This window comes from Hamadaea tsunoensis DSM 44101 (assembly GCF_000428945.1).
Lineage (GTDB): Bacteria > Actinomycetota > Actinomycetes > Mycobacteriales > Micromonosporaceae > Hamadaea > Hamadaea tsunoensis.
Window position 1 is genome coordinate 170,458 of the sequence record NZ_AUAX01000018.1, and the last position, 19,609, is coordinate 190,066.

Annotated in this window: 14 protein-coding genes; 8 read left to right on the plus strand and 6 right to left on the minus strand. The window is 71.9% G+C overall.

Annotation, left to right across the window (positions count from 1 at the left end; all coding sequences use genetic code 11):
* Positions 1-39: 39 nt before the first annotated feature.
* Both G401_RS48160 and G401_RS0124785 read right to left on the minus strand, forming a co-directional pair.
* On the minus strand, positions 40-2,220 hold the full coding sequence (locus G401_RS48160; protein ID WP_084557572.1) for an ATP-binding protein: 2,181 nt from the start codon (positions 2,218-2,220) through the stop codon (positions 40-42).
* Between the two features lie 96 nt (positions 2,221-2,316).
* On the minus strand, positions 2,317-2,817 hold the full coding sequence (locus tag G401_RS0124785; RefSeq protein ID WP_027344608.1) for a hypothetical protein: 501 nt from the start codon (positions 2,815-2,817) through the stop codon (positions 2,317-2,319).
* Between the two features lie 480 nt (positions 2,818-3,297).
* Here G401_RS0124785 and G401_RS48165 point away from each other — a divergent pair, with 480 nt between their 5' ends.
* From G401_RS48165 to G401_RS48170, 3 genes are all read left to right on the plus strand, one after another.
* The gene (locus G401_RS48165) at positions 3,298-6,081 is read left to right on the plus strand and encodes a ricin-type beta-trefoil lectin domain protein (RefSeq protein ID WP_084557573.1); all 2,784 of its coding nucleotides are present in this window, start codon (positions 3,298-3,300) and stop codon (positions 6,079-6,081) included.
* A 135-nt stretch (positions 6,082-6,216) separates the two neighbouring features.
* Positions 6,217-7,332 carry an RICIN domain-containing protein gene (locus G401_RS0124795; protein ID WP_027344609.1) on the plus strand — a complete coding sequence of 372 codons (1,116 nt, stop codon included), beginning with the start codon at positions 6,217-6,219 and terminating at the stop codon, positions 7,330-7,332.
* The gene (locus G401_RS48170; protein WP_157546289.1) at positions 7,329-9,938 is read left to right on the plus strand and encodes a glycoside hydrolase family 97 protein; all 2,610 of its coding nucleotides are present in this window, start codon (positions 7,329-7,331) and stop codon (positions 9,936-9,938) included. The genes G401_RS0124795 and G401_RS48170 overlap by 4 nt, the downstream gene beginning before the upstream one ends.
* Before the next feature lie 138 nt (positions 9,939-10,076).
* Here G401_RS48170 and G401_RS0124805 read toward each other — a convergent pair whose 3' ends face one another.
* Positions 10,077-10,637 carry a TIGR03086 family metal-binding protein gene (locus G401_RS0124805; protein ID WP_027344610.1) on the minus strand — a complete coding sequence of 187 codons (561 nt, stop codon included), beginning with the start codon at positions 10,635-10,637 and terminating at the stop codon, positions 10,077-10,079.
* A 91-nt stretch (positions 10,638-10,728) separates the two neighbouring features.
* On the opposite strand from G401_RS0124805, the gene G401_RS0124810 reads away from it, so the two are divergent.
* On the plus strand, positions 10,729-11,295 hold the full coding sequence (locus G401_RS0124810; RefSeq protein WP_027344611.1) for a TetR/AcrR family transcriptional regulator: 567 nt from the start codon (positions 10,729-10,731) through the stop codon (positions 11,293-11,295).
* 75 nt (positions 11,296-11,370) lie between these two features.
* Positions 11,371-12,585 (plus strand): D-alanyl-D-alanine carboxypeptidase family protein, encoded by a 1,215-nt coding sequence (locus tag G401_RS0124815; protein WP_051367136.1) that lies wholly within the window; start codon positions 11,371-11,373, stop codon positions 12,583-12,585.
* Between the two features lie 103 nt (positions 12,586-12,688).
* Here the strand turns inward: G401_RS0124815 and G401_RS0124820 are convergent, their stop codons facing one another.
* Positions 12,689-13,825, minus strand: a complete 1,137-nt coding sequence (locus G401_RS0124820; RefSeq protein WP_027344613.1) for an NHL repeat-containing protein — start codon at positions 13,823-13,825, stop codon at positions 12,689-12,691.
* A complete protein-coding gene (locus G401_RS48175) occupies positions 13,822-14,343 on the minus strand; it encodes a SigE family RNA polymerase sigma factor (RefSeq protein WP_051367110.1) in 522 nt (173 codons plus the stop codon). Before G401_RS48175 ends, G401_RS0124820 begins: the two co-directional genes overlap by 4 nt.
* A gap of 89 nt (positions 14,344-14,432) precedes the next feature.
* Here G401_RS48175 and G401_RS0124830 point away from each other — a divergent pair, with 89 nt between their 5' ends.
* The 3 genes from G401_RS0124830 to G401_RS53285 all read left to right on the plus strand — a co-directional run bounded on the left by G401_RS0124830 (position 14,433) and on the right by G401_RS53285 (position 18,855).
* Positions 14,433-14,870 (plus strand): DUF3291 domain-containing protein, encoded by a 438-nt coding sequence (locus G401_RS0124830; protein WP_034592986.1) that lies wholly within the window; start codon positions 14,433-14,435, stop codon positions 14,868-14,870.
* A 19-nt stretch (positions 14,871-14,889) separates the two neighbouring features.
* A complete protein-coding gene (locus G401_RS0124835; RefSeq protein WP_027344615.1) occupies positions 14,890-15,381 on the plus strand; it encodes a glycosyltransferase in 492 nt (163 codons plus the stop codon).
* A 174-nt stretch (positions 15,382-15,555) separates the two neighbouring features.
* Entirely contained in the window at positions 15,556-18,855 is a 3,300-nt protein-coding gene (locus G401_RS53285) for a trypsin-like serine protease (protein WP_084557574.1), read from the plus strand.
* A gap of 97 nt (positions 18,856-18,952) precedes the next feature.
* Here the strand turns inward: G401_RS53285 and G401_RS0124850 are convergent, their stop codons facing one another.
* On the minus strand, positions 18,953-19,528 hold the full coding sequence (locus G401_RS0124850) for a TetR/AcrR family transcriptional regulator (protein WP_027344616.1): 576 nt from the start codon (positions 19,526-19,528) through the stop codon (positions 18,953-18,955).
* Positions 19,529-19,609 lie beyond the last annotated feature (81 nt).

The following is a 19,609-nucleotide window of genomic DNA, read 5'->3' on the forward strand; positions in this document are numbered from 1 at the left end:
ATCTCTCCCTTGTGCCGGTACGCGGCGTGAAGATCGATTCTAGTGCCGTCGGGCGCGTACGCGGGCCGCGTCGGGGTGGCCGAGACCGTCGAGGATCGCCAGTGCCCTTCGCCGGGCCGTGGCCGCCTCCGCCGGCCGGTGCGCGGCCGCGTACGCGTCGCCCAGGTGCTCGAGCACCTCGGACTGTTGCAGCAGATCCCCGGCCTGCCGGAAGAGCGCCAGCGCCTCCTCGTAGGCCGAGATCGCCGCGGCGGCGCGGCCGTCCTGGTGGTGGATCCAGCCGATGCTGTCCCATGTGGACGCCTGGCCGGTCCGGTCGTCGAGCTCGGTCAGCAGCGCCAGGGCGGCCTGGCAGTGGGCCAGTCCGGCCGCCCGGTCGCCGAGCTGCGCCTGGTGCCAGCCGAGCGAGTTCAGCGCCCGCGCCTCGCCGAGCCGGTGCCCGATCCGGCGGTAGGCCTCCAGCGCCGCCGAGACGTCCTGGACGTACCGGTCGGGCCGGCCGCGGCGCTCCCACATGAACATGCGGCCGTGCAGCGTACTGGCCTGGCCGAGGAGGTCGCCGGCCAGCGCGTACCGCTCGATCGCGGCGTCGTAGCTCGTCTCGGCCTCGTCGAACCGTCCCTTCTGGACGTACGCGCGGGCCAGCATCTGATGCGCGAACGCTTCGGCGTGCGGGTCACCGGCCCGGCGGGCGCCCTGGACCGCGACCCGCTCGGCGACGATCCAGTCGTCCCAGTAGCCGCGCCGGTCCAGGTGGTCCACCATCGTCCAGGGGAGCTGCCACGCGTACGCGGGCAGGCCGGCCGGGTGCCGCAGGAGAGCCATGAGGTTGACGTGTTCGGCCGCGAACCAGGCCAGCGCGGCGGCCTCGGTGGCGATCGGCTCGGGGGACACTTCGGCGGGCACCGGCGGGAGGACGAGCGGCCGCCGTCGCGGGTCGAGCAGCATCGCGGCCGTGCGACCGGTGCGCAGGTAGTGCTCGGCCAACCGTTGCCGGGCCGCGGCCGCTTCGTCCGGTGCGGCCAGCGTCGCCGCGTAGTCCCGGACCAGGTCGTGCAACGCGTACCGGCCGGGGCGGTGCTCGGTGAGCAGGCTCGCGGCGGTCAGTTCGTCGAGCGCCGGGCCCGCGTCGCCGCCGTTGAGGCTGTGGGCCGCCGCGGTCGAGATGTCCGGCCCCGGCGGGATGCCGAGCAGCCGGAACAGGCGCGCTCCGGCGGGGCTGAGCGCGCGGTAGGACCAGGAGATCACGTTGCGCGGGTCGGTCGTGGCGTCGAGTCCCCGCAGCCCGTCCAGCCGCGACTCGGCCAGCTCGCCGACGATCGAGGCCAGCGAGGCCGAGGTCGCCGCCCGGGCCGCCACGGTCACCAGGGCCAGCGGCAGCCGGCCGGTCGCCTCGGCCAGCGCGCGCACGACGGCGGGGTCGGCCGGTACGCGTACGCCGCGCAGCCGCCGGGTGAGCAGCGCCTCGGCCTCGTCGGCGCGCAGCTGCTCCAGCATCAGCGGGGTCGCGCCGTGCGACGCGAGCAGCCCGGACAGCCGGCTGCGGCTCGTCACCACGACGGTGCAGCCGGTCTCGCCGGGCAGCAGCGGCCGGACCTGGCCGGCGTCGCGCGCGTTGTCCAGCACCAGCAGCATCCGGCGGCCGGCGAGAACGCTGCGCAGCAGGGCCGAGCGCGCGTCCAGCCCGTCCGGTACGCGGTCCGCCGGCACCAGGCCGACCAGCAGCGTACGCAGCGCCTCGTCCGGACTCATCGGGCCGTCCGGGTTGAAGCCGCGCAGATTGAGATACAGGTGCCCGTCCGGGAACCGGTCCCGGGCCGTGTGTCCCCAGTGGACGGCCAGCGCGGACTTCCCGACGCCGGGCGGGCCGGAGACGACGGCCAGGGAGGCCACGCTGCCGAGCCGGTCGAGCTCGCCGCGCCGTCCGATGAAGACGGCCGGGGGAGCGGGCAACTGCGCCGGTACGCCGTCCGCCGCCGGCGCCGCTTCCCGCCCGCCGGAGGACTGGTGGAACTCCGCCCGCTCGGTGTCGGCCAGGCCGAACGCGTCCGCGAGCAGGCGTACGGTGGCGGGGCGAGGGCGGATGATCCGGCCGGTCTCGATGTCGCGCAGCGTACGCAGGCCGAGCCCGGACCGGGCGGCCAGGTCCTCTTGCGTCAGACCGAGCCGGAGGCGGTGACGGCGCACGGATTCCCCGAACAATCCCCGGTCGTCCCCCACGCATCGACGTTACCGAGCGCCGTCAACGGCCCCGGGCGGTCAGCCCGGGGCCGAGGGGCGGCCGTACGGCCACCGTCAGTCGTCAGAGGTCGGGCGTCAGTACCAGCCGATCCAGGGACCCTGGGACGGCGCGGTCTGCCGCATGAAGTGCTCGATGCCGTCGGGGCCGTAGGCGCCGACCCAGATCCGGCCGTCGATGAAGTAGCCGGTCCGCGGCGAGCCGGTCAGGATGCCGCCGAAGTTGTCGGTGCCGGACCAGCCGCCGGACTTCGCACCGTCCTGCCACATGTGCAGCATCTCGTGGCTGGGGTTGATCCAGTACACCTCGAGCCGGCAGTCCTTGTTGCGGGCGGCCGCCGGGTAGTAGAGCATCCAGACGTTCATGCTCACCCAGCCGCTCCACGAGCCGCCGGCGGTGAGCTGCCAGCGGTGGTACAGCGTGTCGTTGATGTTCGCGAACTGTTCCAGCCGCTGGTCGCAGTTGGGGATCTCGGCGACGACGAGCGCGGCCCCGGCCGCCTGGACGTGGGTCAGCGCGCCGGCCGCCATGGTCAGCGCGATGATCGGCGCTGCCAGCCGGCGCAGGAGCTTGGACATCGGTTCCTCCGCGGGAGGTCTGCGGGATCGCTCGGGTGCGATTCCCCCGTGCCCTCCACGGTCCCGGCTGCCGGCGGTGCGCGACAGGCGGTCCGGCGGCGGTTGACCGGCGGCTTGCCCTGCCGGGCGCCGCGCGGCCGCTCCTTCGGGGATCTCGAATATGTGACGGTTTCTTTATCGATGGTTGACACGGCGCGCCCGCGGAGCGAACCTATGTCGAACATATCGACCGAGGTCCAACAGTAACCATCACAGCCCCACATCGCGGAGCGCCCCGCGAACACCCCCTCTCGTCAGGGGCGATGTCCGCGTGCCGCGGCGGGCTGATTCAACGCAACTCAACGGACCCCGGTCGCCAGCACGATTCACCTGCCCCCTCGCCCCGCGCTCAGGGCGAGCCCCTGCCACTCGGATGACAACGTTGTCTCAGTCCGAAACAGACTCCTCCCGGTTGCTCCCACCTGTCGAAGGAGAGAAGACATGCACCCTCCGGTTCGCGTACGCGCATTCCGGCTGGCGGTGACCGCTGCCGCGCTGCTACTGGCGGCCGGCGTGACCACCGCCGTGATCGCCACCCCGGCCCAGGCCGCCACGACCACCGTCGCGCTCAACGGCGGTGTCGTCGGGCGTACGTTCGACGGGGTCGGCGCGATCAGCGGCGGCGGCGGCAACTCGCGCCTCCTGATCGACTACCCGGCCGCCCAGCGGTCGCAGATCCTCGACTACCTTTTCAAGCCCGGCTACGGGGCCGCCGTGCAGCTGCTGAAGCTGGAGATCGGCGGGGACGCGAACTCCACCGACGGCTCCGAACCCAGCCACGAGCACGTACGCGGCGACGTCAACTGCAACGTCGGCTACGAGTTCTGGCTCGGCGAGCAGGCCGTCGCCCGCAACCCGAACATCAAGCTGGTCGCCCTGCCCTGGGCGGCACCCGGCTGGATCGGCGGCGGCAACTTCTGGTCGCAGGACATGATCGACTATGACGTCGCCTGGCTCAACTGCGCGAGGCAGCACGGCCTGACGATCAACTATCTCGGCGGCTGGAACGAGCGCGGCCACGACAGCACCTGGTACAAGAACCTGCGTACCGGGCTGAACAACGCGGGCTTCTCCTCGGTCCAGATCGTCGGCGACGACAGCGGCTGGGGGCTGGCCGACGAGTTCGCGGGCGACGCCACGCTGAAGAACGCCGTCGGCGTGCTGGGCGACCACTACGTGTGCGGCTACCTGTCGCAGGCCGACTCGTGCTCCACCACCACCAACGCCCGCAACAGCGGCGAGCCCCTGTGGGCCAGCGAGTTCGGCTCGCAGGACGACAACGACGGCGTGGTCCCGTTCATCCGCACGATCACCCGCGGGTATCTGGACGCGAGCCTCACCGGGTTCATGAACTGGCCGCTGATCGCCGCCATCACCCCCAACCTCCCGTACGCGACCGTCGGCCTCATGGACGCGGGCTCGCCGTGGTCGGGCTCCTACCGGGTCGGCAAGAACCTCTGGGCGAGCGCCCAGGTCACCCAGTTCACCCAGCCCGGCTGGCACTTCCTGGACAGCTCGGCGAGCGCGTACCTGGGCGGGAACCGGGCCAACGGCAGCTACGTATCGCTCAAGTCGACCAACAACAGCGACTACTCGACGATCTATGAGACGAGCGGGTCGACGGCCGCGCAGACGGTGAACGTGACCGTCTCCGGCGGCCTGAGCACCGGCACCGTGCACGTCTGGTCGACCGACATGGGCTCGTCGAACCCGGCCGACTACTTCGTCAAGCAGGCCGACGTCACCCCGAGCGGCGGCACCTACTCGCTCACGTTGCAGCCCAACCGCATCTACACCGTCACCACCACGACCGGCCAGGGCAAGGGCACCGCCGCCGGCCCCGCGACCAGCTCGCTGCCGCTGCCCTACAGCGACGACTTCGACGCGTACGCGACGCGCTCGGAGGCCAAGTACTTCTCCGACATGCAGGGCTCCTACGAGGTCCGGCCGTGCGTCGCCGGACACGGTGGACAGTGCCTGCAGCAGGTCGCCCCGGTACGCCCGATCAACTGGCAGGACGACAGCGACGCGTACACGCTGGTGGGCGATCCCGCGTGGTCGAACTACACCGTCAGCGTCGACGTCGACCTGCAGCAGGCCGGGACGGTGACCCTGCTCGGCCGGGCGAACACGCAGCTGCGGCCGCAGTACAAGCAGGCGGCGTACCAGTTGCGGCTCAGCAACTCCGGCGCGTGGTCGATCGCCCGCAACTCCACCGGCGGAGTCCTGACGACGCTCACCTCCGGTACGCACGCCGCCCTGGCGCTCAACAGCTGGCACACGATCAAGCTGGGCTTCTCCGGCGATCAGATCACGGCCACGCTGGACGGCGCCACCCTCGGTACGGCGAGCGACAGCGCCTTCCAGACCGGCCAGGCGGGCTTCGGCGTGGTGGGCTACCAGACCGACATGATCGACAACTTCTCGGTCACCCCGAACGCGGCCGGGAACGTCAGCGGCGTCCTCAAGGGCCGGGAGTCGGGGCTGTGCGTCGACGTCCCGGGCCAGAGCACGACCAACGGCACCGCCGTGACGCTGTACGACTGCAACGGCGGGACCAACCAGCGCTGGACGCTGACCCCGGCGCAGCAGCTGACGGTCTACGGCACCAAGTGCCTGGACGTCAACGGCAGCGGTACGGCGGACGGGACGGTCGTGCAGATCTACGACTGCAACGGCACCGGGGCCCAGAAGTGGACGATCAACGCCGACGGCTCGGTGGTCAACACCGGGTCGGGCAAGTGCCTGGACGTCAGCGGTCACGGACTGGTCAACGGCTCGCCGATCGTGATCTGGGGCTGCAACGGCGGGACGAACCAGAAGTTCGACCGGGGCGCGGCCGCCGGCATCCTCAAGGGACAGAGCTCGGGGCGCTGCGTCGACCTGCCCGCCGGCAACCCGGCCAACGGCACCAAGGTCGCGTTGTGGGACTGCAACAACGGCACGAACCAGGCGTGGACGTCGACCGTCACCAATCAGCTGACGGTCTTCGACAACCGCTGCCTGGAGGCGGCCGGCGGGGCGACCGCCGACGGCACGGCCGTGCAGATCTACGACTGCAACGGCACCGCCGCGCAGCAGTGGCGGGTCCGGTCGGGCGGCGCGGTCGTCAACGTCGCGTCCGGCAAGTGCCTGGACGCGTCGGGCAACGGCACCGCCAACAACACGCCGCTGGTGATCTGGCCGTGCAACGGGGCCGGCAACCAGGTGTGGTCCCGCAACTGATCTCCGCCTGAGCGCTCTCCGTCGCGGGCGCGGTGCCCACCGCGCCCGCGACACCTCCCGGCCGCTCCCCAGCGCACCCGGGTGACTCCGCCCCAAGTAATCGATTCATGCGCATTCATCAGGAAGGGGATTGCCATGCGATCCACCATCAAGCGGCTGTGCGCGGCCGGCCTCGGGCTCGCGGCGGTGACCGTCGGCCTCGCGGTCGGCGCCGCCGCGCCGGCCCAGGCGGCCGAGTCCAACGGCGGCGTACGCGTCATGCCGCTGGGTGACTCGATCACCGACGGCTTCAACGTGCCGGGCGGCTACCGCATCGGGCTCTGGCAGCGGCTGGCCGCCGGGGGCTACCTCACGGACTTCGTCGGCTCTGGCTCCAACGGCCCGGCCAACCTCGGCGACCACGATCACGAGGGCCACTCCGGCTGGCGTATCGACCAGCTCGACGCGAACATCGTCGGCTGGATCCAGCAGGCCAACCCGCGCACGATCCTGCTGCACATCGGGACCAACGACATCGGGCAGAACTACGACGTCGCGAACGCCCCCGCCCGGCTGTCGGCGCTCATCGACAAGATCCGGGCCACCGCGCCGCTCGTCGAGCTGTACGTGGCGCAGCTGATCCCGCGCAGCGACGCCGGGCAGGAGGCCCAGTCGCAGACGTTCAACGCCGCGCTGCCCGCGATCGTCGCCGGCAAGGGCTCGCGTACGCATCTGGTGGACATGCACTCGGCGCTCACCACGGCCGACCTCGCCGACGGGCTGCACCCCAACGCGACCGGCTACGACAAGATGGCCGCCCGCTGGTACGCCGCCCTCCAGTCGGTGCCCGGCAGCCTCGCCACGGTCACCACCCCGCCGGTCGGGGCCGAGGCCGTGCTGTCCAACCCCAACTCGACGCGCTGCCTGGACGTCTACGGCGCGGGCACGGCCGCCGGTACGCAGACGATCATCTGGGACTGCCACGGCGGGAGCAACCAGCACTGGACGCGTACCGCCGCGGGCGAGCTGCGGGTGTACGGCAACAAGTGCCTGGACGTGAACGCCAACGGCTCGGCCAACGGGACCAAGGTGCAGATCTGGGACTGCAACAGCTCCGCCGCCCAGCACTTCACCTTCAACACCGACGGCACGATCGTGCACCAGGGCTCCGGCAAGTGCATCGACGTGAACGGGGCCGCCACGGCCAACGGCACGCTCGTGCAGCTGTGGGAGTGCAACGGCACCGCCGCCCAGAAGTGGTCGGCGCGATGAGGACCCGGGCAACCCTGGCGGCCCTCGCGCTGGCGGCGGTCGGCGTACTGGCCCAGCCGCGCGCCGCCGTGGCCGCGACGACGTGGACGGTCACCGGGCCGTCGGCGGGATCGCCGATCTCCGCCCAGGTCACCCTCGACGCCGGCAACCTGACCTTCGCCGTGGCCCGGCAGGGCGCCACCGTCCTGTCCCCGGCGCCGATCGGCATCGAGACCGCCGCGGCCGACCTCACGAAGAACCTCACCTTCACCCAGCGCCAGGACCGCACGGTCACCGAGGCGTACACGATGAGCTCGGGCAAACAAAGATCACGCTCCGTCGCGTACGCCGAGACGACCTTGTCCTTCACGGGCACGGGGGGCGCGCGGCTGGACGTGGTCGTGCGGGCCTCGGACACCGGGGCGGCCTATCGCTACGTGCTGCCCGGCAGCGGATCGGTGACCGTGCGCCGCGAGGCGTCCTCGTGGAGCGTGCCGGCGACGGCGCCGGCGTGGCTGGTGCCGCCGAACGCGGAGGATCAGGGCGTGTGGTTCCAGACCACGGCGGGCGGCGCGGCGACGAACTCCTACGGCATCCCCGCTCTGTTCCAGGTCGGCAGCGTGTACGCGCTGGTCGCCGAGACCGATCTCAACGGCCGGTACGCGTCCGCGGCGCTGGCCCACACGGCCGGCTCGGGCACCTACACGGCGGCGCTGACCGGCGCCCCGATCACGACGAGCCTGCCCCTGTCGACCCCGTGGCGGACGGCGGCGGTCGGCGACCTGAAGACCGTCACCGCCTCGACGATCGTCGACGACCTCGCCCCGCCGTCCCAGGTGGCCGACCAGTCGTGGATCAAGCCGGGAATGGTGGCCTGGTCGTGGCTGACCGAGCACGCCAGCCCGTCGGACGCGGCGCGGCAGAAGCAGTACGTCGACTTCGCCGCCCGCAACGGCTGGAGCGCGGTCCTCATCGACGAGGGCTGGCAGTCGAGCTGGGTCCCGGACGTGGTCGCGTACGCCACCGCCCGCAACGTGAAGGTGATCCTCTGGTTCAACTCGGGCGACCTTTCGACCAGCCAGCAACGCGAGAACTGGTTGCCGCTGGTGAAGTCCTGGGGAGTGGCCGGGGTGAAGATCGACTTCAGCTACCAGTACACCCAGTCCACGTTGCAGTGGTACGACGCGATCCTGGCCCGCACGGCCGAGCTGAAGCTGATGGTCAACTTCCACGGCACGGCGACCCCGCGCGGGATGCAGCGTACGTGGCCGCAGGTGCTGAGCGGCGAGGCCGTCTACGGTGCCGAGCAGTGGCGCAACCGGGCCGCGTTCAACACGATCCTGCCGTTCACCCGCAACGTTGTGTCCAGTATGGACTTCACGCCGGTGGTGTTCTCGATCACCGACCGGGACACGACCGACGCCCACGAACTGGCCACCGCGATCGTCTTCGAGTCCGGCTGGCAGCACGCCGCCGACAACCCGGCCAGCTATGAGGGCCGGCCGGAGGCGCTGCGGATCCTCAACCAGCTGCCGACGACCTGGGACGAGACCCGGCTGCTCGGCGGCGCGCCCGGGCAGGAGGCGTACCTCGCCCGGCGCAACGGCGGCCGGTGGTATCTCGGCGGCATCTCGGCGGTCGCGGCGAAGACGTACACGGCCCCGCTGTCGTTCCTCGGCGGCGGGCAGTGGCTGCTGGAGACCGTCCGCGACGGCACCTCCGGTCTGCTGCGCGAGACCCGGGTCGTCACCAACGCCGACACACTCTCGGTCGCCGAGGCCACCCGGGGCGGCTTCGCCTCGGTCGTGTGCCCCCACACCGCGGGCCTGACGACCTGCGGCACGGGTACGCCGCCCGGCGGTGTCCTCACCGGCCGGGAATCGGGGCTGTGCGTCGACATCCCGAACTTCAACCAGGCCAACTCGACCGCGGTCGGGCTCTGGGACTGCAACGGCGGCGCCAACCAGAACTGGACGGTCACCGCCTCCCAGCAGCTGATCGCGTACGGGACGCGGTGCCTGGACGTCCGCGGCAGCGGCACGGCCGACGGCACGGTCGTGCAGATCTACGACTGCAACGGCACCGCCGCCCAGAAATGGACGGTCAACGCCAGCGGTTCCGTCGTCAACACCGGCTCCGGCAAGTGCCTCACCGCGAGCGGGCACGGCGTCGGCAACGGCACCGCGATCGTCATCTCCACCTGCACCGGTGGCGCGGACCAGATCTGGGCCCGGGTCAACACCGCCGGGATCCTCAAAGGACAGCAGTCGTCACGCTGCGTCGACGTGCCCGGCGGCAACCAGGCCAACGGTACGCGTCCGGCGCTGTGGGACTGCAACGGCGGCGCGAACCAGCAGTGGACGGTGTCGGCCACCGGGCAGGTGCGCGTGTTCCCGACCAAGTGCCTCGACGTCGCGGGCGGCGGGACGGCGGACGGGACAGCCGTGCAGATCTCCGACTGCAACGGCTCGGCCGGCCAGCAGTGGCGCGTACGCTCCGACGGCTCGGTGGTCGGCGTCGCGTCGGGCAAGTGCCTGGACGCGTACGACAACGGGACGGTCAACGGGACACTGTTGATCATCTGGCCGTGTTCCGGGGCGGCCAACCAGAAGTGGGCGCGCGCCTGACCGGTGCGACCGGTTGCCTCCGTAGGTTCGCGTCCGTGCCGAAGATCCGGTTTGGATCAGGGTTCAGCACGTAATCTTGGGCCAAGATTACGGTGATTTCCCTGATCCAAACCGGATCATCGGTCCGCCCGGCCGCGGTCAGACGGGTCTGCCCAGGAAGGCCAGCAGGCGGTTGTGGGCGGGTGCGTCCGGTGCTGTCGGTCGGGCGGGGCCGAAGGCGCCCATCTGGCGGAACGGGTCCATGTCCACGTCCGCCATGAGGCCCAGCAGGTCGGCGCAGAGCCGGTCGTCGACGAGTTCGGGGGTGCCCGCGACGACGGCGAGGTCGGCCCCGTGCACGAGCACCTCGGTGAGGTGGATCAAGGCCGCGACCGGTCCCGGCATCGGGCCGAAGGACAGCCGGACGGTCGTGTCCAACGCGGACGGCAACTGCCAGGCCGCGCGGTCGAGTGCGGCCGCGGTCGCGTACGCCCGGCGGGGATCGTCGCCGAGCCAGTCGTCGTGGTGGTCGCCGCCGGGCGTACTCCCGGTGAGCTCGGCGGCGAAGATGCGCATGCCGCCGACCAGGTGGTTGAGCTCGAAACGCCGGTCCCAGCCGGCGCAGAGCGACGGCCGGCCGAGGTCGGCGGGGGACAGCCGGTCGACGATCGCGCCGGTCATGTCGAGGGCGGCGTCGATGCGGTCGATGACGCTGGTCATGGCGGACTCCTTAACGCAGGTGAGGACTGCATTAGTGACGCTAGGCGCGGCGCCGTACTAACGCAAGTGTGAGCTGCGTTAAGCTCGGGCCATGGAGAGCGCGAAGCGGCCGGGCGGGCGGAGTGCCCGCGTCCGCGCGGCGGTGCACCAGGCGGTCGCCGATCTGGCCGCCGAGCGCGGCTACGGCGCGTTCACGATCGGCGACGTCGCGGCCCGCGCGCAGGTCGCCGACACCAGCATCTACCGCCGCTGGGGGACCCTCGAAGCGCTCACCGCCGACGTCGCCCTGGCCTGGCTGACGGCCACCTCGCCCATGCCCGACACCGGCAGCCTGCGCGGCGACCTGCACGCGTACGCCGCCGGGGTGGCCCGGGACGTCTCCGGGCCGGCCGGACTCGCCGTGCTGCGCCTGGTCGTCGCCCTCGACACGGCAGGCGAGTCCGGAGTCGCCGCCCGGGACGCGTTCCTCGCCGAGCGCGGCCGCCAGCTGCAGCAGATGCTCGACCGGGGAGCCGCGCGCGGCGAGCCGATCTGCTCCACATTGGACATCGTGGACCACGTCCTGGCGCCGTTGTACATCCGCACGCTGTTCGGCCTCGGCCCGATCACCCCGGAATACGTCGCCGGCCTCGTCGACCGGCTGCTGTACGGCGCCTGACCGGCCGCCCTGGTCGTCAGAGCTATCCGCTGATTCCGGCACATGGCGGCCCGGTGCCCGGTTACGGTGCTGTCGATGGCTGTTCAGCAGGGAAAACTCGGACGGCGGTGGGCCGCGGTGGTGCTGGCGGCCGCCCTGGCGACGTCTACCTTCGCCACACCCGCCTCGGCTGCGACCGTCCCTTGTCCCCATGACGCGGCGGCGAACGTCGACCATCCGCCGCTGCCCGCGCACCCGGCGGCCGATCACTACCAGCGGGCCATCGGCGGGCGCCGGCTGGACACGCCGGGACTCGTCGTACCCGGCAAGGGCGCCCGCCCGCCTGCCGTCTCGGCGACGTCGTGGCTGGTCGCCGACCTCGACACCGGCGAGATCCTGGGCAGTTGCGGACCGCACGAGTACGCGGCGCCGGCGAGCGTACAGAAGCTGCTGCTGGCCGCCACGTTCGTCGGCCGGCTCGACCCTAACCAGCTGATCACGGTGACGCCGGGCGATCTCGACATCCCGCCGGACAGCTCGATGGTCGGGCTTGTGCCGGGCGGACGGTACCGCGTCGAGACGCTGTGGCTGGGGCTGCTGCTGCAGTCGGGCAACGACGCCGCCAACGTGCTCGCCCGGCTCGGCGGCGGAACCGTGGCCCGTGGAGTGGCGGCGATGAACGCGGAGGCGGCCCGGCTCGGCGCCTACCAGACCCACGCCGTCACGCCGTCGGGATATGACGGGCCCGGCCAGTTCACCAGCGCGTACGACCTGGCGCTCATCGCCCGGGCCTGTTTCGCCGACGACGCCTTCCGCCGGTACACGGCCACGCGGACCGCGTACATGCCCGCCCAGCCGCCGAAGTACAAGGGCTTCGCCTTCCAGAACCAGAACCAGCTGCTCTACGAGTACCCCGGGGCGATCGGCGGCAAGACCGGCTTCACCGACCTCGCCCGGCACACCTATGTCGGGGCGGCCCAGCGCGGCAACCGGCGGCTGGTCGTCACCCTGCTGGGCGCCGAGTCCTGGCCGCAGGCCGGCTGGGAGCAGGGGGTGGCCCTGCTGAACTGGGGATTCGGGCTGCCCACGGGGACGTCGGTGGGCAACCTCGTCGAACCGGGCCAGGCGCCCCCGACCCCGCGTCCGTCCCCGTCGCCGAGTGCGGCGGCCGCCGTGGCCGCCGTCCCCGCCGTCGTGAACGATCCGGGGTGGACGCCGGCGACGACCATCGCGGTCGGCGTCCTCGGCATCGTGGGGATCGGCCTGCTGGCCGGCGTCACCCGGTGGATCCGCCGGCCCCGCCGCCGCTGATGGTCATGCTCGATGCTGCCTGACCGGACACGCGGCGGCGGGGGACTTCACGGAACTCTCGGTGGCCGAGCGGGCCCGACGGCGTGCTGCCTGCTACGGGGTCTCAGCAGTTCCGCCACAGTAGTGCCGTCGCGGGCTGCTGCGTGTAGCCCGCCATCGTGCGGCCGTCCGCGCTGATCGCCGCCACCGCACCGCCCCCCGCCGGACGCACGCCGGGCGGCAGGCGGAGCGCGTACAAAGCGCCGTCGTGCCAGAAGCCGGGCAGTTTCCCGCTCGCCGGGTACGCCGACCCCACCGACCCCGCGACGACGCCGGTCGTGCTGACCACGGGCAGGCCGAGGAGCCCGGGAATCAGCTCGGCCGTCCCGGTCCGCAGGTTCCACCGGACGGCGGGTCCGGAACCGTTGTCGCCCTTGAGGTTCTCGTCGTCGCCGTGGCCGGTCGCCCAATCGCCTGCGGCGGACCAGACGGTGGCCGTGGCGACGCCGACCGGCAGTGGCAGCGGGACCGGCGCGTGACCGGGGGACCAGCGTACGGACCGGCCCCCGTCGGCGGCGAAGCCCAGCGCCGTGCCGTCGTCGGTCAGCACCTCTCCGTAGAGGCCGTCGCCGTCGAGGACCACCGGCGCGGCCGCCCCCGAGCGCCAGAGAACCGCCCGATACCCCGTCCGCTCGAAGTACGCCGATCCGAGCACGTCACCGGCGGTGTCGACGGCCCAGGCCAGGCCGCCGGACGCCCCCGTGGGCAGCGGCAGTTCGGCCAGGCGGCCGCCGAGAAGGCGTACGGGGCGGCGGGCGGCGTCGTCGGCGTGGGTGTCGGGGCCGGTGAAGCCGACCACCAGACCGGCGGAGTTCACCGATCGCGGGGTGAAGGCGAGCACCGCCGGCTTCCCGTCCGTCCACATGACACCGACCGGGGCCGCGGGGGAGCCGCCCGTCGCGAGGACGTACCGGCCCGTCGGGTCCATGCCGGTGATCTTCACCGTGTCGGCCAGCTGCTGAGGCAGGGGCAGGCGGTCCACGGCACAGGCGGCCGTGGCGAACTCGGCCGGCGTACCGGTGCGGGACCAGGCGACGGCCACGCCACCGGCGAGCGCGGCGACGAGCAGGACGGCCGTCGCACCGCCCGCGAGCCGGGACCGCCGGGCCCGCGTACGCGCGGTCGACAGCACCCGTTCGGCGGTCAGGCCGGAGGGCGGAGAGGTCCGGCCGGCGTACTCCTGGAGCTGCTCCTCGATCATCGGGATGTCCTTTCCGCGGGTGGAGTGGCATGAGTACGGTCGCGCAGCGTGGTACGCAGAGCGCGCAGGCCGTGGTGGACGCGGCTCTTCACCGTGCCCTCGGAGCAGCCGAGGACGCGGGCGGTCTCGTCGACCGGCAGGTCGCAGAGGAAGCGCAGGATGACGGCGGCGCGTTGGCGCTCGGGCAGCCGCCGCAGGGCGGCGCGCAGGACGAGCCGGTCGTCGGCGGTGGTGTCGGGGGCCACCGTGCGATCGGGCGGTTCGCCCCGCAGCAGCACCCGTGCCCACGAGCGGCGCTGGTAGGCCAGGCAGGCCCGGACCACCATCGTGTGCACGTACGCGTCCAGGCTCGACACGCCCGCCAGCCGGTTCCATCGCCGGTACAGCACGGCGAGGGCGTCCTGTACCGCGTCGTCGGCCCGGTCGGCGTCGCCGAGCACGAGGTAGGCGACACGATGCAGGCGGGGCAGGCGCGACCGGACGTACTCGACGTACTCGTTCTCCTCGGTACTGCGCACAGGTTCTCCTTCGTCGGTTCCACCAGATTGATGTCGCCGGCACCCGACGCGGTTCACGCTGATTTTCCGCGCCCGGCAGACTGGGGATCATGCACCTCGCGCAGTTGAACGTCGGCCGTCTCGTCGCACCGCTCGGCTCGCCGGAGGTCGAGGGGTTCGCGGCGCTCCTCGGTCCCGTCAACGCGCTCGCCGACGCCGCCCCCGGCTTCGTGTGGCGCCTCCAGGAGTCCGACAACGATCCCGGCCAGGCGCGCGCGTACGCCTTCGATCCGACCCTGCTGATCAACCTGTCGGTCTGGCGTACGCGCGACGATCTGTGGAACTACGTGTACCGGGCGGAGCACCAGGCGGCACTGCGCCGGCGGCGGGAGTGGTTCCGGACGGCCGCCGAGCCGTCGAGCGTCCTGTGGTGGATCCCCGAGGGGCACCGCCCGTCGGTCCGGGAGGGGATGGCGCGCCTCACCCGGCTGCGGGAGACCGGTTCCAGCCCGGAAGCCTTCACCTTCCAGGAGTTCCACGAGAGGTGACACCGTCTACGATGCGCGGATGGCACGCATCGTGGTGGCCTCGCTTCCGTTCGCGGGGCATGTCGGCGACCTGCTGCTCCCGGCGATGTCCGGCCTGGCAGGCGAACGCGTGCTCGTCGTGTGCTCCACCGGCGCCGCGTCCGATATGGACATTCCGGCGAACGCGCGCACAGCGCCGTTCCTCCCGCACGACCTGCTGCTGCCGCTGGTCGACGTGATGGTCACCAACGGGGGCTGGAACGGCGTACTCGCGGCCGTGGACGCCGGAGTGCCGCTGGTCGTGGCCGGGGCGACGCTGGACAAGCCCGAGGTGGCGCGCCGGGTGGCGTGGTCCGGAGCCGGGCTGAACCTGCGGACGGGGAAGCCGGGCCCGCGACGGATCCGCGACGCGGTCCGGCGGGTGCTGGCCGAGCCGCGGATCAAGCAGCGCGCGGGGGAGATCGGCGCGCGGCTCGCGCAGGGTGGCGGGACCGCCGCGGCCGTGGACCTCATCGAGGGTCTGACGCGGTGAACGGGTTCCCTTCCTTGTGGACGTCTGTTACGGCCCGTCGGTCCTGACCTGCGGTTCTCCACCGATTCCGACAGGGGGCCGTGAACATCTCGGAACGTTCACTTGACCGGTGGCCGGGCCGCCGCGCGCACCTAACTTCACGTGTCATTCCTTCGCCTCAACTGGAGGGCTCGAATGCACACGTCCTTATCCGTCACGAAGTGGGTGGCCACCGTCGCCGGCTTCGCGGCGGCGGCCGCGCTGGTGACAGCCGGGCCGGCCATCGCCCGTCCCACGCCTGAGCCCCGGGTCACCCTGTCCGGGCACGACCCTTCGGTACCGGCGGGCGCCCGCCGGCACGGCAACCTCGACGCCCGCCGCCCGGTCTCGGTCGCGCTCGCGCTCAAGCCGCGCGACGAGGCCGGCCTGAACCGGTTCGTCGCCGCCGTCTCCGATCCGCGGTCGCCGCTGTACCGGCACTATCTGACCGCCGAGCAGTACACCGAGCTGTACGCGCCAGCGCAGTCCGATGTGGACAAAGTGGCCGCGTACCTGCGCGGGCAGGGTCTGAAGGTGACCGGCGTGTCCGGCAACCGGCAGGTCGTGGACGCGGTGGGCACCGCCGGCCAGGTCTCGGCGGCGTTCGGCACCTCGATCGGGTCCTACAGCGCGGCCGACGGCACGAGCTTCTACTCCGGTGACCGGGCTCCTTCGGTGCCGGCGAGCCTGGTCCCGCTCACGCGGGCGGTCACCGGGCTGACCGACCGGCCCGTGGCGCACCGGGCCGGCGCGCCCGGGGGTCCGTCGGGTCCGGGCGGCGGGTACACGCCCGCCCAGTTCCGTACGGCGTACGGGATGAAGAACCTGTCCGGGGCCTACGACGGGTCCGGGCAGACCGTCGGCCTGATCGAGTTCGACGCGTTCAAGCAGTCCGACATCAACGCGTGGACCTCCAACTACGGCCAGCCCTCGGTGACGCCGACGGTCGTACCCGTGGACGGCGGCAAGTCGACGCCCGGCAGCGACCAGCTGGAGGTCACGCTCGACATCGAGGCGGTCGCGGCCACCGCGCCGCGGGCGGCGCAGATCGTCTACGAGGCCCCCAACAGCGACCAGGCCTGGGTCGACGAGATGGCGAAGATCGCCAGCGACAACAAGATCACGATCCTGTCCGGGTCGTGGCTCAACGGCGAGAAGTGCGAGTCCGCGCCGATCCAGGCCTCGCACGACAGTTACACCCAGCTGGCGGCGCAGGGCGTCACGATGCTGTCCGCGTCGGGTGACTGGGGTGCGACCGGCTGCGGGTACCAGGGCGACAACTCGACCGTCCAGGCCGACTTCCCGGCCAGCGATCCGCTCTTCACCGGTGTCGGCGGTACGCAGCTGCGTACCAGCGACAGCGCGGGCACGTACCAGTCGGAGTCCTGCTGGAATCAGGGTTCCAGCGGCAACACGCGGTCGGGCGGCGCGTACTCGTCGATCTACGCGAAGCCGTCGTGGCAGCCGGGCAGCAACCAGTACCGCTCGGTGCCGGACGTCGCGCTGGACGCGGACTACGGCGCGGGCGCGCTGTCGGTCTACGTCAACGGCGGCTGGCAGGACGTCGGCGGGACGAGCCTGTCGGCGCCGCTGTGGGCCGGCTACATCGCGATGGTCAACCAGAAGTCCAAGGCGGCCGGCAAGGGCAATCTCGGCGGCATGAACCCCACCCTGTACGCGGTGGCGCAGAGCTCCCAGTACGGCTCGACGTTCCACGACGTGACCTCGGGCAGCAACGGGACCTACAGCGCGGGCACCGGTTACGACCTGTGCACCGGCTGGGGTTCCCCGCAGGGCGACAACCTGGCCGATCCGCTGATCAACGGCGCGCAGCCGCCGGCGGCGGACGACTTCTCGATCGCCGCGAGCCCGTCGTCGGTGAGCGTGAATCCGGGCAGCTCCGTGACCTCGACCATCTCCACGACGGTCACGAAGGGCAGCGCGCAGACGGTCAACCTGTCGGCGAGCGGCCTGCCGACGGGGGTCACGGCGGCGTTCAGCCCGTCGTCGGTGACCGCCGGCAACTCGGCGACGCTGACCCTGACCGCCGCGGCGTCGGCCACCCCCGGCACCGCGAACATCGTCGTCACCGGCGCGGGTACGCAGATCAGCCACACCGCCACGGTGGCCCTGACGGTCAACGGCTCGGGTCCGGGCGACTTCTCGGTCAGCGTCGCGCCGACCTCGGCGACGGTGACCGCCGGCCAGTCCACCTCGGCCACGGTACGCACGGCGACCGCGCTGACCGGCGGTGGATCCGGTGCCGGGGCGCATCCCGGTGTCGTGGGCGGGAATCCGACCACAGTGGACCAGTATCCGTTCATGATCTCGTTGCGCCGGGACGGCAGCGCCTTCCCGGGGCAGCAGTCGTGCAGCATGGCGCTGGTCGGTCCGCACACCGCGGTCGGCGCGGCGCACTGCTGGCTGGAGAAGTCCGGCACGAAGTGGTTCATCTACGGCGCGACCAACCTCAGCGACACGGGCTTCCGGGCCGAGGTGAAGAGCGTCTGGACCGACCCGAACTACACCGGCTGGGCGAACGGCCACGACGTCGCGGTGTACACACTGGACCGTGACGTGCCGGTGCCGTCGGGCATCGTCTACCCGACGATCGCGACGGACGCCGGCCTGAACGCGCCCGGCACCGCGGGCAAGGGGATCGGGTGGGGCCTGACCGGTGCCAACACCTACTCCAACGTGCTGCGGGTGGTCGACCTGCCGGTCGCGAGCGACTCGTCCTGCGCCCAGCAGCCGATCCTCGCGTCCAACTGGAAGAACGACGGCTCGATGCTGTGCGTCGGGTACGCCGACGGCCACCAGGGCGTGTGCACCGGTGACAGCGGCAGCCCGTTCCTGGTCGGCGGGCAGATCGTCGGGGTGTTCTCGTGGGACTCCACGAACTGCGACACGTACGGGGTCTACGCCCGGATCACCACCTACGCCGACGAGATCAAGGCCCAGCTGCCCGGTGGCACGACGCCGCCCAGCGGGGACATCCAGCTGTCGGCGAGCGGGCTGCCGTCCGGGGCGACCGCCTCCTTCAACCCGGGGACGGTCAACGCGGGCGGCTCGTCGACGATGACGATCGCGACCGCCACGACCACTCCGGTGGGCACCTACCAGGTGACCGTCACCGGCCGCAGCGCGTCGTTCACCCACACGGCGACGTTCACGCTGACCGTCCAGTCCGGACAGCCGGGCGTGCTGACCGTCGTCAACGCCGGATCGCAGACCACGGTGCACGGCGTACAGGCCCGGTTGCAGATGTCGGCCGGCGGGGGCACGGCGCCCTACCTCTGGTACGCGCTCAGCCTGCCGCCCGGCCTGCTGATCAACACGAGCACCGGGTTGATCACCGGCGTGACGTACGGCACGGGCCAGTACCAGGTCACGGTCGGGGTGTTCGACAACGCCGGGCACAACGCCACGACGCAGTTCTCGTGGCGCGTCCAGTAATCCGGCGCGTGCAGTAGCGCGGTGAGACGGCTGACCGGCGGCTTTCCTGGGGCCGCCGGTCAGCCCTGCGTCCACCGCAGACGGCCGGACCGGACGGTCAGACCGCGAGCCGGTCGACCAGCAGCCGTACCCTCAGCTCGGCGTACTCCGGCAGCAGGCGGCCCGCGCGGGTCAGGGTCGCCACGCCGTGCAGGGACGCCCAGAACACCTCGGTGAACAGCCCCGGGTCGACACCGTCCCCGGCGACCTCGCTCAGACTCTCCATCAGCGCGGCGAAGGCGTCCTTCAGCGGCGCCGGGGTGTCCTCCTGCGCGTACGCCAGGCCGCCGTCGAGCTGGAACAGGGCGTCGTAGACGGCCGGGTGGCGCGCGGCGAAGTCGAGGTACGCGCGTGCCAGTGCGGTGACCCGGGCCCGCGGGTCGGTCTCGGCGGCGGTCGCGGCCCGCACCGCTTCGGCCAGCTCGGTCGCGCCCTGCAGGGCGACGGCGCCGATGATCTCCCGTTTGCCGCGGAAATGGCTGTAGAGAACGGGCTGGCTGTATTCGATGCGCTCGGCGAGCCGGCGGGTGGTGACCGCGTCCCAGCCCTGCTGTTCGGCGAGTTCGCGGGCGGTCGCCACGATGAGGCGCTCGCGGACGGCCTGCTCGCGCTGCTTGCGTTCGTGTACCGACATGACGGAATCCTAGCACTGCTAGACAATCAAGCAGCGGTACGCTAGCGTCGCATTATCAGCTAGCAACGCTAGATTCCGGGG

Bases quoted from the DNA above. Each gene is read 5' to 3' on its own strand.
- G401_RS0124810 (WP_027344611.1), top strand. From the start codon at position 10,729: ATGGAGAGCGCGAAGCGGCCGGGCGGGCGGAGTGCCCGCGTCCGCGCG.
- G401_RS0124795 (WP_027344609.1), top strand. From the start codon at position 6,217: ATGCGATCCACCATCAAGCGGCTGTGCGCGGCCGGCCTCGGGCTCGCG.
- G401_RS48170 (WP_157546289.1), top strand. From the start codon at position 7,329: ATGAGGACCCGGGCAACCCTGGCGGCCCTCGCGCTGGCGGCGGTCGGC.
- G401_RS0124820 (WP_027344613.1), bottom strand. From the start codon at position 13,825: ATGATCGAGGAGCAGCTCCAGGAGTACGCCGGCCGGACCTCTCCGCCC.
- G401_RS48165 (WP_084557573.1), top strand. From the start codon at position 3,298: ATGCACCCTCCGGTTCGCGTACGCGCATTCCGGCTGGCGGTGACCGCT.
- G401_RS0124805 (WP_027344610.1), bottom strand. From the start codon at position 10,637: ATGACCAGCGTCATCGACCGCATCGACGCCGCCCTCGACATGACCGGC.
- G401_RS0124785 (WP_027344608.1), bottom strand. From the start codon at position 2,817: ATGTCCAAGCTCCTGCGCCGGCTGGCAGCGCCGATCATCGCGCTGACC.
- G401_RS0124850 (WP_027344616.1), bottom strand. From the start codon at position 19,528: ATGTCGGTACACGAACGCAAGCAGCGCGAGCAGGCCGTCCGCGAGCGC.
- G401_RS0124835 (WP_027344615.1), top strand. From the start codon at position 14,890: ATGGCACGCATCGTGGTGGCCTCGCTTCCGTTCGCGGGGCATGTCGGC.
- G401_RS0124830 (WP_034592986.1), top strand. From the start codon at position 14,433: ATGCACCTCGCGCAGTTGAACGTCGGCCGTCTCGTCGCACCGCTCGGC.
- G401_RS0124815 (WP_051367136.1), top strand. From the start codon at position 11,371: ATGGCTGTTCAGCAGGGAAAACTCGGACGGCGGTGGGCCGCGGTGGTG.
- G401_RS53285 (WP_084557574.1), top strand. From the start codon at position 15,556: ATGCACACGTCCTTATCCGTCACGAAGTGGGTGGCCACCGTCGCCGGC.